Origin of the sequence: Novosphingobium sp. SL115, assembly GCF_026672515.1 — a bacterium.
In the GTDB taxonomy this organism is placed as follows: Bacteria; Pseudomonadota; Alphaproteobacteria; order Sphingomonadales; family Sphingomonadaceae; genus Novosphingobium.
In genome coordinates this window covers 484,992-498,623 of the sequence record NZ_JAPPRG010000003.1, presented here as the reverse complement: position 1 = coordinate 498,623, position 13,632 = coordinate 484,992, and the positions used below count along the sequence as shown (strand labels likewise).

The 13,632-nt window shown below is 63.3% G+C and carries 10 protein-coding genes; 4 read left to right on the top strand and 6 right to left on the bottom strand.

Annotated elements, in window-relative coordinates; translation table 11 throughout:
- Positions 1–10 precede the first annotated feature (10 nt).
- The gene (locus tag OVA07_RS18480; RefSeq protein ID WP_268173158.1) at positions 11–2,701 is read right to left on the bottom strand and encodes a TonB-dependent receptor domain-containing protein; all 2,691 of its coding nucleotides are present in this window, start codon (positions 2,699–2,701) and stop codon (positions 11–13) included.
- A gap of 55 nt (positions 2,702–2,756) precedes the next feature.
- Positions 2,757–4,499: a CocE/NonD family hydrolase gene (locus OVA07_RS18475; protein WP_268173157.1), complete on the bottom strand. Its 1,743-nt coding sequence runs from the start codon at positions 4,497–4,499 to the stop codon at positions 2,757–2,759.
- 165 nt (positions 4,500–4,664) lie between these two features.
- Here OVA07_RS18475 and OVA07_RS18470 point away from each other — a divergent pair, with 165 nt between their 5' ends.
- Positions 4,665–5,351 (top strand): GntR family transcriptional regulator, encoded by a 687-nt coding sequence (locus OVA07_RS18470; protein WP_268173156.1) that lies wholly within the window; start codon positions 4,665–4,667, stop codon positions 5,349–5,351.
- A 13-nt stretch (positions 5,352–5,364) separates the two neighbouring features.
- On the opposite strand, the gene OVA07_RS18465 is transcribed toward OVA07_RS18470, so the two are convergent.
- Both OVA07_RS18465 and OVA07_RS18460 read right to left on the bottom strand, forming a co-directional pair.
- Positions 5,365–6,213: an FAS1-like dehydratase domain-containing protein gene (locus tag OVA07_RS18465; RefSeq protein WP_268173155.1), complete on the bottom strand. Its 849-nt coding sequence runs from the start codon at positions 6,211–6,213 to the stop codon at positions 5,365–5,367.
- Positions 6,213–7,817 (bottom strand): acyl-CoA dehydrogenase family protein, encoded by a 1,605-nt coding sequence (locus OVA07_RS18460; protein WP_268173154.1) that lies wholly within the window; start codon positions 7,815–7,817, stop codon positions 6,213–6,215. The genes OVA07_RS18465 and OVA07_RS18460 overlap by 1 nt, the downstream gene beginning before the upstream one ends.
- 59 nt (positions 7,818–7,876) lie before the next feature.
- On the opposite strand from OVA07_RS18460, the gene OVA07_RS18455 reads away from it, so the two are divergent.
- Genes OVA07_RS18455 through OVA07_RS18445 form a run of 3 tightly spaced genes read left to right on the top strand, consistent with a single transcriptional unit; the run spans position 7,877 to position 10,860 of the window.
- A complete protein-coding gene (locus OVA07_RS18455; RefSeq protein WP_268173153.1) occupies positions 7,877–8,317 on the top strand; it encodes a MarR family winged helix-turn-helix transcriptional regulator in 441 nt (146 codons plus the stop codon).
- Positions 8,310–9,356, top strand: a complete 1,047-nt coding sequence (locus OVA07_RS18450) for an HlyD family secretion protein (protein ID WP_268173152.1) — start codon at positions 8,310–8,312, stop codon at positions 9,354–9,356. Before OVA07_RS18455 ends, OVA07_RS18450 begins: the two co-directional genes overlap by 8 nt.
- Positions 9,343–10,860, top strand: a complete 1,518-nt coding sequence (locus OVA07_RS18445) for a DHA2 family efflux MFS transporter permease subunit (RefSeq protein WP_268173151.1) — start codon at positions 9,343–9,345, stop codon at positions 10,858–10,860. The genes OVA07_RS18450 and OVA07_RS18445 overlap by 14 nt, the downstream gene beginning before the upstream one ends.
- A gap of 280 nt (positions 10,861–11,140) precedes the next feature.
- Here the strand turns inward: OVA07_RS18445 and OVA07_RS18440 are convergent, their stop codons facing one another.
- Both OVA07_RS18440 and OVA07_RS18435 read right to left on the bottom strand, forming a co-directional pair.
- The gene (locus tag OVA07_RS18440; protein ID WP_268173150.1) at positions 11,141–12,001 is read right to left on the bottom strand and encodes a bifunctional 5,10-methylenetetrahydrofolate dehydrogenase/5,10-methenyltetrahydrofolate cyclohydrolase; all 861 of its coding nucleotides are present in this window, start codon (positions 11,999–12,001) and stop codon (positions 11,141–11,143) included.
- A gap of 81 nt (positions 12,002–12,082) precedes the next feature.
- Entirely contained in the window at positions 12,083–13,591 is a 1,509-nt protein-coding gene (locus OVA07_RS18435; protein ID WP_442789679.1) for a phosphomannomutase, read from the bottom strand.
- Between the last annotated feature and the right edge of the window lie 41 nt (positions 13,592–13,632).

The window sequence follows — 13,632 nt, the reverse complement described above, 5'->3', positions numbered from 1 at the left end:
TTCCGCCCGCTCAGAACGACTTGCGCACGCTTACCGCGAACAGCCGCCCGATGGGGTCGCTGGCCGAAGCATCATAGCCGCCGCTGCCATTGCCGCTGGGGGCAAGGTTCACATAAGGCGGGTCCACATCGAACACGTTGCGCACTTCGAAGGCAAGCGTGACCCCCTTGTCGAAGAAGCCGCTGGCCTGCTGGTCGCCAATCCGCGCAGTCAGGGTGAAGTCGACCGGGGTATAGCTGGCAATGTTCTGCCCGCCGGTGGTCAGGTTGTTGAAATACCCGCCAACATGCGTTGCCAGCAACCGCGCGCTGATCGGCCCATGGTCCCACGTCACGCTGGCGCGGGCCTTGAACTTCAACGGGTTGAAGATGAAATTCAGCCGGTCAAGCAACGGGGCAGAGGGCGTGACTGCCACGCGATACTTGGTAAGGTACGTGCCCGATACGTTGAACGTCAGCGCATCGTCCTTGCCCACATCGGTCCGCCATGTGCCGGTAAAGTCGATGCCCCGTGTAATCGACACGCCAAGGTTCTGGCTGCGCCCGTCAACGAACAGGGTGACATTGGCCGGACTGCCGCCGGGGAAAGACCCACCGGCCAGCGTCACGCCCTGCGCCAACAGTTCTTGCACGCGCGCCGCCGCCGCCGCACCGCGCAGGATAATGCCGGTGCCGTCATACTGGCTTTCATTGCCCAGAATCGCCAGGTTCGAAAGGTTGGCCAGAACCTGATTTTTATAGTTCGTGTCCCAGTAGGTAACGCCAATGTTCACTCCGGGCAGCGGATCAATATCCACCCCGACCGACCATGTCGTGGCGGTTTCGGGCGTTAGATTCAGGTTGGCGCCTGACAGTGCATAGCCCTGAAGCGGCGCGCCGCCCAACGGGTTCTGATAAGACTGACCGAACAGGTTATTGGAATTGCCATAGATTTCGGGGATCGTCGGCGCGCGGAACGACGTGCCATAGCTGGCGCGGAACTTCACCCCGTCCACCGGCACCCAGTTCAGGCCGAACTTGGGATTGGTGGTGCCGCCAACATCGCTGTATTTATCATGGCGGACAGCGGCGTTCAGTTCAAGCCGCTGGAAACCGGTGCTGGCATTATCGGGACCAAAGATCGGCACATAGATTTCGCCATAGACCGAATCTACCTTGCGCCCGAAATTGCGGAACGTGATGGGCGTGGTCGGCGCGCCGCGCGCATTGCCCAGCGCCACCTTGAAGTCCTGCCGTTCATACCCTGCGGCCAGCTTCACCTCGCCACCGGGCAGGGCGAAGAGGCCCCCGTTCAACCGTGCTTCCCAGGTTTTCAACCGGCCATTGGTGGGTGCAAGGAATATCTGGTTGGCAATGCCGTCCAGCACGGCCTGGCTGGTGCGGCCCAGGCCATAGGGATCAAACGCAGTGGCCGGGTTGCTGCTGGCCAGCGCCGCATTCAGCGCTGCATTGTTGACGCCGAAATAGGAACCGGAAAAGTCATTGGTCTTGCCATAACCGAACAGCGCTTCGGCTTCCCAGTCATGCGGCAGCTTTACCTTCACCCCCGGCGTCACCTGCCAGCTTTTGGCATAGCCGAAGGAATCGTTGGCAGGCAGATCGTTGCGGAAGTTGTAGTCCAACGTATAGCTGCTGCCGGTAAAGCCCGCTGGCCGCACGAAAAAGGCATTGGTCTGCGGCACGGTCAACCGCGCGTTGGAAAATGCCGACTGCCGATAGAACGAACGCTTGGAATAGAACGCATCGTAGAAAACGTCGAGCCATTCGGTCAGTTCATACCGACCCGTGCTGTTGACGGAGTCATACTTCTGGCGGGGTGCCAGATCCTGATTGTCCAGTTCATCGCACTTGTTCAGCGTGCCTGCCACAAGGTTGCCCGCGCTGGCTTGGGTCACGCCTGCCGTGGGAATGGCATAAGTGGTGCCATTGGCGTTGATATTGCCCGGCGCGCAGCGCACGATGCGATAATCGCCGCCGCCGAACGCGGTCTGATCGCTGGTGAAGAACGCGCGATCATCGCCCGACAGGTTTGACCGTTCGACATGTTCATAAGCGACCATGATCTGGCCGCGGTCGAACACTTTGCCCAGCGCCGCGCCCAGTGAATATTCGTGGAAATCGCCACGCCCGGCAACGCCAGCGCGGGCAAACACTTCACCGCCATCCAGCGACCGGCGCGGGATGAGGTTGACCACGCCCGCCACCGCGTCCGACCCGTAAATGGCCGAAGCGCCATCGGCCACGATTTCAACCCGTTCCACCCCCAGCGAGGGCAGAACCGACGGATCGACCGAGCGGCTGTTGCTGGTGACGCGATGCCCATCGACCAGAACCAGCGTGGCATATGGCCCGATCCCGCGCAGGTTGACCGAGTTGCCATACGTGATGTTGCCCGACCCGCCCGATTGCCCGCGCGAATTTTCCGAAACGCCAAGATCGAAGACCTGCGGCACTTCCTTAATCATGCGGTCGACGGTGACCGCGCTCGACGCCTCGATTTCCTTGCGGCCCAATGCGGTTACGGTGGACCCCACCGGCGCTTCACCGCGCACGCGGCTGCCGGTAACGATGATTTCGGCGTTGGTCACTGCGGGTTCTTCCGCCGCTTCCTGCGCGCTGGCCATGGCCGGAAGCGCCAGCGCCAATGCGCAGCAACCGATGTTCAAAACCGCCTTGGCGGACGCAAAAGTCTTGCCCTTCATGGTGTCTTACTCCTTCCCCGTGGCCGGTTTGTCCGGCCCTTCCCTGATTGATGCGTTACTTCATCACCGGCAGATCAAGCCGTGACGCACCGCCAGACTGCTTGCCCCAATGCACCGTGATGACCGGTGCCGGGTCCTGGCGGATGTCTTTCAGATTGCGCTGGCGCGGGTCTGCGCCGGTTACCGTCAGCCGCAGCCGCGCGCCCTTGGGCACGATCCGCGAAATCGGCGTCATGTCGATGTTCAGCCGCACCTTCTCGCCCGGCCGCACCGGCGCGACATCGGCGCCCAGCCCTGAATGATAGGGCAAGCCCAGCGTCTGATAAGGGGCCTTGCCTTCCTTGCGGTGTGACAGCGCCAACCGCCCGAAAGCCACCACTTCGGCCTTGCCAGCATTATCCACCTGATCGAGATAGACGAAGACATTGGCGTCGCTGCGGTCTGCCGAAACGGTCAGCCGCGCGATGGGAAAGCCCACCAGTTTCAGCGGTTTGCCCAACGGGGCCGAGGTATAGCTCAACCCCTTGTCGTCCATCGGCTGCGCCCAGAAGGCGAAGTATTCGGGGTCTGGCAGGGTATAGTTGACGGCAAAGCTGTCTGCGCCCGCGCCGTTAGCCGTCGCTGTCAGCACGCCATCGTTGGCCGACCGCGCCGTGCCGCTGCGCCCCGCGCCCGGATACCATGACAGCGGCTTTGCACCCTCACCCGGCAGCAGGGCTGAACGCACGTAGCCGCCTTTACCGTCCAGCCCTTCCAGCCAGTATGTGGCGCGCGGAGCCTTGTCGATGCCGTTGGCCGCGCCCTTCAGATAGTGGTCGAAATAGCGCGTCACCTCGCCGGCAAAGTCAAACCCCGGCGGCGGCACGCAATGGCTGCCCGGCCCGGCAAGGAACTTTGCCCCCGGCAGATTGGCCGCGCTTAACACGGATTGCGCGGTGGGTTCGTCCTGCCAGTTGCTCCAGAAATAGGTGGCCACGCCGCTTTTACGGATGGCATCCAGATAGTTGTAGACGCCCACTTCTTCCCAGAAGGCATTGCCGGTGAAGGATGAAACGCTGTCGCGGTGGGGCATGCCATACCACAGGCCTGCCATGGGGGTGTTGGCGGCATGTTGCGCCACGGCGGCCTTCAGCATCGCGCCATCCGCGTCTGCGTCCACCGGCACGCTGGCAAGGTCCACTTCGGCGGGTTCATCGGGCCGGGTGTTGAACTGCGCCGGAATACCGCCGCGTCGGACAAAGGCATATTTATCAAGGTCGGACGCGCCCACGAACACCGCTTTCAGCGATGGCGGCGCAGTGGTGGCGGTCTGGAACGTGGTGCCGCCCAGATACGAACAGCCGATCATGCCAACCTTGCCCGTGGCGAACGGCTGTTTGGCCAGCCATTCCACCAGATCGTAACCGTCGCGCGCCTCGGTCCGGTCCTGAAAGCCGCGACGGTGGCCGAACGATGCGCCCTTGCCGCGAATGTCGGCGGTGGCGACGACATAGCCTGCGCGGATCAGTGAACGCAGCGCCAGCCGGTCGCCCAGCGCCAGTTCCACCACCTTGCCGTCCTTTTCGACATAGCGCGCGCGATAGGGGCTGAACGAGAAGATCACCGGCAAACGCGCCGTTTCGGCCACATCGCCCTTGGCCGGGCGATAGATGTTGACCGCCAGCCGCGTGCCATCACGCACCGACACATAGGCCGACGTGCGCACCACATCAGGATAGCTTTGCGCCATGGACACGGTGGGGGCGCACAGCACACCGGCCACGGCGGCGGCACCAATCATGCTGCGAAGTGCGGTCACATCATCTCTCCCGCGAGTGCGCCGGACTTGCCGGATTCGCCTCGCCTTGATTGTTGACAATGTGATCCACGATCCCGAAAGCGCTTACAACTGAAAAATAGCTGACGAGATTGTTGACAATTTTGTGCAGAGGTAGAGATTGCCGCTGCATGTGAGGATGTGCTGATGGAAGACCGTTCGCCCGAACCAGACCCCGCCACTGGCCCGCGCGGCCCCTCTGCGGTGCAGATTGCTGATTGGGTGCGCCAGCGCATCCGCACCGGGCGGTTTGTGCCGGGGCAGCGGCTGGTGGAAGTGGACATCATTCGCCAGATGGGCGCCAGCCGATCGCGCGTTCGCGAAGCACTGAAACGGCTGGAAGGCGAAGGACTGGTCCTGATCGAGGAATTTCGCGGCGCTTCGGTGCGCAGTTCATCGATGGCTGAAGTGCGTCAGATCTATCGCGCGCGTATGGCGCTGGAAGGCATGGCCGCGCACGATTTCACGCTCGACGCCGATCAGACCACCCGCGCCCGCCTTGTCGCGCTTCAGGATGAACTGGACACCTGCGTCCGCGAAAACGCGCCCGAACGCTTTGGCCGGTTGAACACCGAATGGCACCGGCTGATCGTCGAAGGATCGGGCAATGCGGTAATCGCCGAACACCTGCAACGGCTGAACGTGCCGATCCACCGCCTGCTGTTTGAAAGCTTTTACGACGAGGAACGCCTGCGCACCGCCAATGCCGACCATCAGGCCATGGTTGCGCTTATCATGGCGGGCGATGCCGAAGGCGCGGAAAAGGCCATGCGCAGCCACATTGCCGAAGGATTCAAGACGCTGGCCCGGATCGAGGACGAGTTTTACAGCTGAGCCGTCCCGCCCGTTAGCAGGCAGTCGCGCTTGCGCTCATCACCTGCCGCCCGTCTGCGGCAAAGGCTGCGAGTTCCAGCGCGCCATCATCGCCACGCCGCATCACAAGATGCAGCGCTTCACCACAGACCGCGGGCGACAGGCCGCGGAAGGCAAAGCTGCGCAAGGCCCCGTCACCCAGTTCGCGCCGGGCAAGGTCGAGCAGTAGCGTCGCCGTCAGCGGACCATGCACCACCAGCCCGCGATAGCCTTCCGCGCCGGTGGCATAAGGTAGATCGTAATGGATGCGGTGGGCGTTGAAGGTCAGCGCGGAATAGCGCAGCAACAGCGCTTCGGTGGGTGTCACCACCCGATGCGCGGCCCATGGTGCGGGATCGAACGCGCCGTCACCCAATGCGGGCGGCACCGGCGCTGCACCAGCGGGCGCAGCATCGCGATAGACCACGCTTTGCACTTCGCGCAGGCACAGCCCGCTTTGCCCATGCGTTTCATGCGCGATGTCCACGAACACCAAAACGCCGCTGCCGCCGTGTTTTTCGGTGATGGCAGCAATGGTCGAAACCCGCTCCACCGCCTCGCCCACATGCAGCGGCGCGAAGAACTCCACCTTGCTGCCCGCCCACATCCGGCGCGGCAGGGGCACCGGCGGCAGAAAGCTGTCGGTGCTGTCATCGCGCAACGGATGCCCGTCCGGCCCCAACCGCGCGGTGGGCGCATCGGGCAGGCACAGGCACCAGTGCAGCCCTTGCGGCATGGTGCCATCGGCAGGCATGGCCCGGTCCAGCGTGGCCAGCCAGCGTGCGGCAAGGCCTGCGTCCACCCGGTCGGTTCGCCGTTCCTGCCTGCCAATCCACGCCTGCATCAGTTGCGCCCTTCCAAAAGCCCGCGCGCGATCACCTGCGCCTGAATTTCGCCCGCGCCTTCAAAGATGTTCAGAATGCGCGCATCGCACAGGACACGGCTGATTTCATATTCCATGGCATAACCATTGCCGCCGTGAATCTGCAACGCGGCATCGGCATTGCTCCACGCCGCGCGCGCCGCCAACAGCTTGGCCATGCCCGCTTCAATGTCGCAGCGTTTGCCCATGTCCTTGGCCCGCGCGGCGGCATAAGTCAGTTCGCGCGCGGTCACCATGTCGACAAGGCTCATCGCCAGTTTGTCGGCCACGCGAGGGAAATGGACAATCGCCTTGCCGAACTGCTTGCGCCCCTGCGCATAGTCCAGCCCCAGTTCCAGCGCGCGCCGCGCCACACCCACCGCGCGGGCGGCAGTCTGTATCCGCGCGCCTTCGAACGTGCGCATCAACTGCTTGAAGCCCTGCCCTTCTTCCCCGCCCAGCAGGGCATCGCCGGGCGCGCGCATCGCATCGAACTGCAAGGCATATTCGCGCATTCCGCGATAGCCCAGCACCTCGATCTCGCTACCGCTCATGCCCGGTGCGGGGAAAGCATCGCCATCCACCCCGCGCGGCTTGGGCACCAGCAGCATCGACAGCCCGGCATAGCCCCTGGCATCAGGCAAAGTGCGCACCAGCATGGTCATCAGGTCTGACCGGGCGGCGTGGGTGATCCATGTCTTGGCCCCGTCGATCACCCAGCCATCACCGTCACGCCGCGCGCGCGTCTGCAACGATCCAAGGTCTGACCCGGTATCGGGTTCGGTAAACACCGCCGTTGGCAGCACGGTGCCGCTGGCGATGGCAGGCAGCCAGCGCGCCTTTTGCGCATCGGTCCCGCCCAGCACAATCAACTCGCCCGCAATTTCGGACCGCGTGCCAAGCGAGCCTGCACCAATCCACCCGCGCGACAGCTCTTCTGTGACCAGACACATCACCAGCTTGCCAAGGCCCAGCCCGCCAAACTGTTCAGGAATGCACACGCCAAATGTGCCAAGATCCGCCATGGCCGCCACCGTGGCATCGGGGATCAGATCATTGGCCAGATGCCACTTGTGCGCATGGGGCAGGATTTGCGCATCGGTAAAGCGGCGAAACTGGTCGCGGATGGCATCAAGATCAGGATCGTGAAAGGTTTCGGACGGCCAGTGCCCTTGCGCCAGCGCTTCCGCCACTTGCGCCCGCAGCGGCGCATGGTCGGCATCGATAAAGTCCGCCACCGCATTGCCCAGCCGCCGCGCCGCAGGCCCAAGGCCAAGGTCGGCAGGCCGCGCCAGTTCATTCTGCCCCATCGGCAATCCGCCAACGATCTGCGCCAGCGTTTCAGCAAAGGCGAGATGCGCCACGGCCCGGTCCAGCGGGTTTGCGCCGCCCGACCGCTCCAGCCATCCCGCCACCGCTTCCAGCGATGCCACCGCCGTCGCCACCCAGGCAAAACCGTGGGCGGCGCGCTGTTCATCATCGATCCGGCGGTCCGCCAGCCGCGTGGCCAGCGCTGCGCGCGCCTCATCGCGATAGCTGCGCGCCGCATCCAGCCCCGTGCCGAACATACCGTCGAACATCCCCATGTTTTATGCCCGTTGATTAAAGTAAGCTCTGCTATTATCGGCAAGGCATGAATGTCAACGTGGCCTTCTTGTCATCTGATGTCGGGCGGCTGTTCCGCAAACGGTTTGCCGCAAGCGCGCGCCAGTTTGGCGTCACCGGTCCGCAATGGCGCGCGTTGGCCGCCATTCAGCGCGTGCCGGGCACCACGCAGGGCGCGCTGGCCGCATGGCTGGAAGTGGAAGCGATCACCGCCGGGCGCATGATTGACCGGCTGGAAAAGCTGGGCCTTGTCGAACGGCGCGACGATCCGGCTGATCGGCGGCGCTGGCAGCTTTACCTCACCCCCAATGCCGAAGACCTGATGCAGCGCATGTCGGGCTGCGCGCGGCAGGTGCTGGACGATGCCGTGGCCGGTTTTGCGCCCGACGAACAGGCACAGTTGCTGGCCCTGCTTGACCGGGTCCGCGCCAATCTTTCCGACGAAACTCCACCAGCAGAAACGAAGCAGAGCCATGGCTGAAGCCGATCCTTTCCCGCCGCAGGATGCCACCATCAACACCAAGCGCAAAAGCCGCACCCGCCCGCTGTTGATGGCGCTTGGCCCGGTTGTCGCAGTGGCGGCGGGCCTGTGGTACTGGTTCGGCCAGCCGGGCGAAGTGGAAACCGATAATGCCTATATCAAGCAGGATATCGTGTCGGTCGGTGGGGAAGTGTCCGGCCTTGTCACGCAGGTCAACGTCCGCGAAAACCAGCATGTAAAGGCGGGCGATGTGCTGTTTGCCATCGATCCGTCCAGCTTTGCCGCTGCCGTACGGCAGGCCGATGCGCAGATTGCCACGGCGCAGGCCCGCATCACCGCCATGCAATCCGACGTGACAGCCAAAGCCGCCGAACTTGCCGCCGCGCGCGATGATCTGGCGCTGGCTCAGGCCAATCATGCCCGCGAAAAAGCGCTGATGGACAAGGGCTTCAACACCCGCGCCCGCATGGATGCGGCGCAACATGCCGTGGCCGTGGCGCGCGACCGGATCGGCGCGATTCAGGCGGAAGTGGAACAGGCCCGCGCGCAACTGGCCCAAGGATCGCAAGTGCCGGGCGTGGACCCGGCCATTGCCGCTGCACAGGCCGCCCGCGCCAGAGCCACGCTGGACGTAAACCGCACCGTTGTCCGCGCGCCTGCCGCTGGCGTGGTGACGCAGGTTACCAGGCTTCAGGTGGGGCAGATGGTGTTCCCCGGCGCGCCGATGCTGTCGATCGTGCGCGATGGCGGCGCGCGGATAGAGGCGAACTTCAAGGAAACCGACCTTAACCACATGCGCCCCGGCCAGCCTGCGGAAATTCGCATCGATGCCTATCCGGGGCTGAAGCTGAAAGGCCGGGTTGAATCCATCGGCGCGGGCACGGGATCGGAATTTTCCGTCCTTCCCGCGCAAAACGCCACCGGCAACTGGGTGAAAGTCATCCAGCGCGTGCCCGTACGTATTGCCATTGACGGCAAATCGGAGCGTCCGCTGATTGCGGGCCTGAGCGCGGATGTGACCGTCCGTGTCGGCAACTAACGCCGATACCCCGCCTATCGTATCGCGCAATCGCGCGTTGATGCTGCTGGGCACGATGGCGGCAATGGTGATGTACACGTTGGACACCACCATTGCCAACGTCGCGCTGCCGCATATGACGGCATCGCTCAGCGCCACGCAGGACACCATCACATGGGTTCTGACCAGCTATGTGCTGGCTTCTGCCGTGGCGCTGCCGCTGGCAGGCTGGCTGGTGGACCGGCTGGGCATACGCATGATGATGCTGGCATCGGTGCTGCTGTTCACCGTGGCATCCATGTTGTGCGGCGTGGCGCAAAGCCTTGAACAGATGGTGCTGTTCCGCATCCTTCAGGGGCTTGCCGGTGCGTTCCTTTCGCCACTGGCGCAAACCGTGACGCTGGATTCCAGCACGGCGGCGGAACGACCCCGGATGATGGCGATCTATACCCAGGGGGTCATGCTGGGACCGATCACCGGCCCGATCATCGGCGGTTACCTGACCGACAATTTCGACTGGCGCTGGGTGTTTTACGTCAACCTGCCGGTCGGCATCGCCTGTTTTGTGCTGCTGCTGCTCTATCTGCCCAAGACGCCCACGCGCGAACGCAAGGTGGATTTCACCGGCTGGCTGCTGGTCGCGCTGACCGTTTCGGCGGTGCAGCTCATCCTTGACCGGGGGCTGACGCTGGACTGGTTCGCATCGGCTGAAATCGTGACATATGCGGTGGTCGCGGTGGCGTGCTGCTGGCTGGCGCTGTTCCACTTGGGCGGCAGCCCCAATCCGCTGTTCCCGATGGCGCTGTTCCGTGACCGCAATTTCACCGTCGGCCTTGCCTTCATGTTCCTGATCGGGCTGGTGATGATGTCGGTCATGGCGCTGCTGCCGGGGCTGCTCCAACAGATCTATGGCTATACCCCCTATCAGGCGGGCCTGCTGCTGGCCCCGCGCGGCATCGGGATGCTGGCGTCGATCACCCTGTTCGGGCGGTTCATGGCCAAAGTGGATGCGCGCGCGCTGCTGGCGCTGGGCCTGTCGATGATGGGTGCATCGATGTGGATGATGACCGGCTGGTCAATAGAAATGCCGCGCACACCCATAGTCATGGCAGGTCTGCTGCAGGGGCTGGGGCTCAGCTTCACATTCATGCCGATGAACCTGATTTCGTTCGCCACGCTGGCTCCGCAATACCGCACCGATGCGTCCAGCCTTGGCAACCTGATGCGCAATCTGGGATCGTCCATCGGCATTTCGGCGGCATCGGTGGAACTGGCGCGCAATATCCAGATCAACCATGCCGAACTGGGCGCCCACGTTACCCGCACCCTGGTCCCGTTCAATCTGGATCGTATCACCGCCTATGGCGGCGCGGGCGAGGCCATGCTGCGGGTGATGGACGGCATGGTTAACCAGCAGGCCGCGATGATAGCCTATCTCAACGACTTTTACGCCATGGCGGTGGCCTGCTTCGTGGCCATCCCGCTGCTGTTTCTGGTGAAGACCGGCAAACCCGGCGGACGATAAGGCGCTCTCCCGTCCGCAACTCACGGTTTCAACAGACAAAAAAGGGGGGGCCAACTTGCGCTGACCCCCTTTGAAAGTTTGGGAGAGGATGCCTGAAAGGCCTGTTCCGTATGCGGATTGTCTTACGCTGTCGCAAGTGCGTTCGGAGCATTGATAATTGCGTTTTATGCAATTTTCATGAAAAATGCGCATTTTCAATCACCTGCACCGACAAATAATTTTAGCGCTATACCTCGCCGCTATTCGTGTGACCGGTTCGTGACAGATTCGCCTGCGCGAATCACCCCACAGACCGCTGGGCCGCCAGTACGGTGTTGCTTAACAGGCAGGCGATGGTCATCGGTCCAACCCCGCCCGGCACCGGCGTCACCGCCTTGGCATGGTCCAGTTCGTGCGTGGCGCAATCGCCCACGATCCGAGTGGTGCCATCATGGTCGGTCACGCGGCTGATGCCAACGTCGATCACCACCGCGCCGGGCTTTACCCAATAGCCGCGCACCAGATGCGGCGCACCCGCTGCTGCGACGATGATATCGGCCTTGCGCGCCACATCGGGCAGATCGCGGGTTTCGATGTGGGTGACAGTCACCGTTGCTTCGCGTTCCAGCAGCAGCATCGACACCGGCTTGCCCACGATGTTCGATTTGCCGATCACCACCACGTTCAGTCCGCGATAATCGTCGATCACACTGTCCAGCAGCAACATGATGCCCAGCGGCGTGCAAGGCACCAGCCCGCCCGTGCCGGTGGACAGCCGCCCGACGTTGACCGGGTGGAACCCGTCCACATCTTTGCCCGGATCGATCCGGTCCAGCACCAGTGCAGCGTCAATATGCTTTGGCAGCGGCAGCTGCACCAGAATGCCGTGAATTTCAGGGTCGCCATTCAACTGGTCGATCAGCGCCAGCACCGTTTCCTGCGGCGTGTCGGCGGGCAGGCGGTGTTCGACCGATCGGATGCCCGCTTTGCGGCACTGTGCAATCTTGCGGCCGACGTAAACTTCGCTGGCAGGATCGCTGCCCACCAGAATTACCGCAAGGCCGGGCGCCACACCGCCTGCGGCCACAATCTGCGCCACATCTTGCGCTGTTTGCACCAGAACCTGCGCTGCCAATGCCTTGCCATCAATAATCTGGGCCATTGCCGCCACTCTCCCCTTACACGCAGTCGTTTCGCCGCGCTCTTTACCACAGGCATATTGTATGTGTTACATACAAATTTATCAACCAGCCTTTTGCGCCGCCTCCAGCGCTTCGGGCACCACCACGCGCAACACATGGCCCAGCGCCCGCGCGTTCAAATCACGCGCTCTGCCCTCGGTTTCCGCTTCGGAATAGCAGCGCAGTTCGGGCGCGTTGCCCGACGGGCGCAAGTGGATGATTGCCCCGTCGGCAAAGCTCATGCGATAGCCATCGGTGGTGTCGATGCCGGTGGGAAAGCCCGCGATATCGCCAAACACCCGCGCGATCCGCCCCAGTTGCGCCGCTTCGTCTCCTGCGGACAGAAACGCGATCAGCGCAGCACTGTCGCCTTGCGGAAAATCGGCCACGCGGTCGCTGAAGGTATAGCGCGGCGGCAGCGCGGCCACCACATCGGCCAGCGAATCCCCCGCCAGAACCACCGCGACAATCGGCAGAAGCGCATCGCGCGTGGGCAATGCGGTCAATTCTCCAACCGCACTGCCCAGCAGGAACCCGCCATTGGCCTCATACCCGCAAACCCGCGCCTCAGGCTGTGCCGCCGACGCTTCCATCATGGCGGCAATCACATAGGGCGAGCCGATGCGCGTGCGCAGCACCTGCCCTGCCGCTCCGCTCAGCTCGATCACAGTATTGCTGCTGACCGGGGTGACCACCACGTCCGCGCTCACGGCCTTTGCGCACAACAGGCCCACCACATCGCCGCGCAGCCATGTGCCGGTTGCATCAGCCACCAGCGGCCGGTCGGAATCGCCATCGGTAGAGATGATCGCATCGACCGCGTTGTCCGCCGCCCAGCTTGCGGCCAGTTCGATATCTTCCTGCCGGATCGCTTCGGTATCAACCGGCAGGAACAGGTCCGACCGTGCAAACGGCACTGCCACCCCGCCCAGCGCTTCGACCGCACGCACCAGCACATCGCGCCCCACGGCGGAATGCTGATAGACGCCAATGGTTCTGCCCTTCAGCGCGTCCGCGCCAAAATGGCTGACATAGCGGGCAATATAGTCGTCGGTCACGTCAAACACTTCAGGCAGCGCCAGTGGCGCGATCAGCCCCCCGTCGCTATCGAACCGGCTGGGGTCAATCTGCACCACCTGCCCCACGATCCCGGCTTCGTCGCTTTTCAGCACTTCACCATGCGGGCGGTAGAATTTGATGCCGTTGCGGTCTGCCGGAATGTGGCTTCCGGTGACCATGATCGACGGTATGGCCCGGCCCATCGCGTAATAGGCCAGCGCAGGCGTGGGCGTATAACCACAAAACACCACCTGCCCCCCGCAATCGGCCACCGCGGTTGCGCAGGCCGCCAGAATGCGCGGCGTGCTGATGCGCAGATCGCCCGCCAGCGCCACCGCGCCGCCCGGTGCATATTCGCCAATATCCCGCAGATATTGCAGGAACGCCGTGGCATAGGCATGACATAGCGCATCGGTCATCGCCACGGCCAGCCCGCGCACGCCGCTGGTGCCGAACGGCACGCCGCTTTTCGCCATCAGTTCGCTTACGGTTGCGGTCTGAACAGCCGTCATGTCGATCATTCCCAAGTCTATTGGTCCATTGTCCGCCGCGC

What these genes read in the sequence shown, in the direction of transcription:
- OVA07_RS18465 (WP_268173155.1), bottom strand. Translation starts at nt 6,213, where the DNA reads ATGCAGGCGTGGATTGGCAGGCAGGAACGGCGAACCGACCGGGTGGAC.
- OVA07_RS18460 (WP_268173154.1), bottom strand. Translation starts at nt 7,817, where the DNA reads ATGGGGATGTTCGACGGTATGTTCGGCACGGGGCTGGATGCGGCGCGC.
- OVA07_RS18450 (WP_268173152.1), top strand. Translation starts at nt 8,310, where the DNA reads ATGGCTGAAGCCGATCCTTTCCCGCCGCAGGATGCCACCATCAACACC.
- OVA07_RS18480 (WP_268173158.1), bottom strand. Translation starts at nt 2,701, where the DNA reads ATGAAGGGCAAGACTTTTGCGTCCGCCAAGGCGGTTTTGAACATCGGT.
- OVA07_RS18435 (WP_442789679.1), bottom strand. Translation starts at nt 13,591, where the DNA reads ATGACGGCTGTTCAGACCGCAACCGTAAGCGAACTGATGGCGAAAAGC.
- OVA07_RS18440 (WP_268173150.1), bottom strand. Translation starts at nt 12,001, where the DNA reads ATGGCCCAGATTATTGATGGCAAGGCATTGGCAGCGCAGGTTCTGGTG.
- OVA07_RS18470 (WP_268173156.1), top strand. Translation starts at nt 4,665, where the DNA reads ATGGAAGACCGTTCGCCCGAACCAGACCCCGCCACTGGCCCGCGCGGC.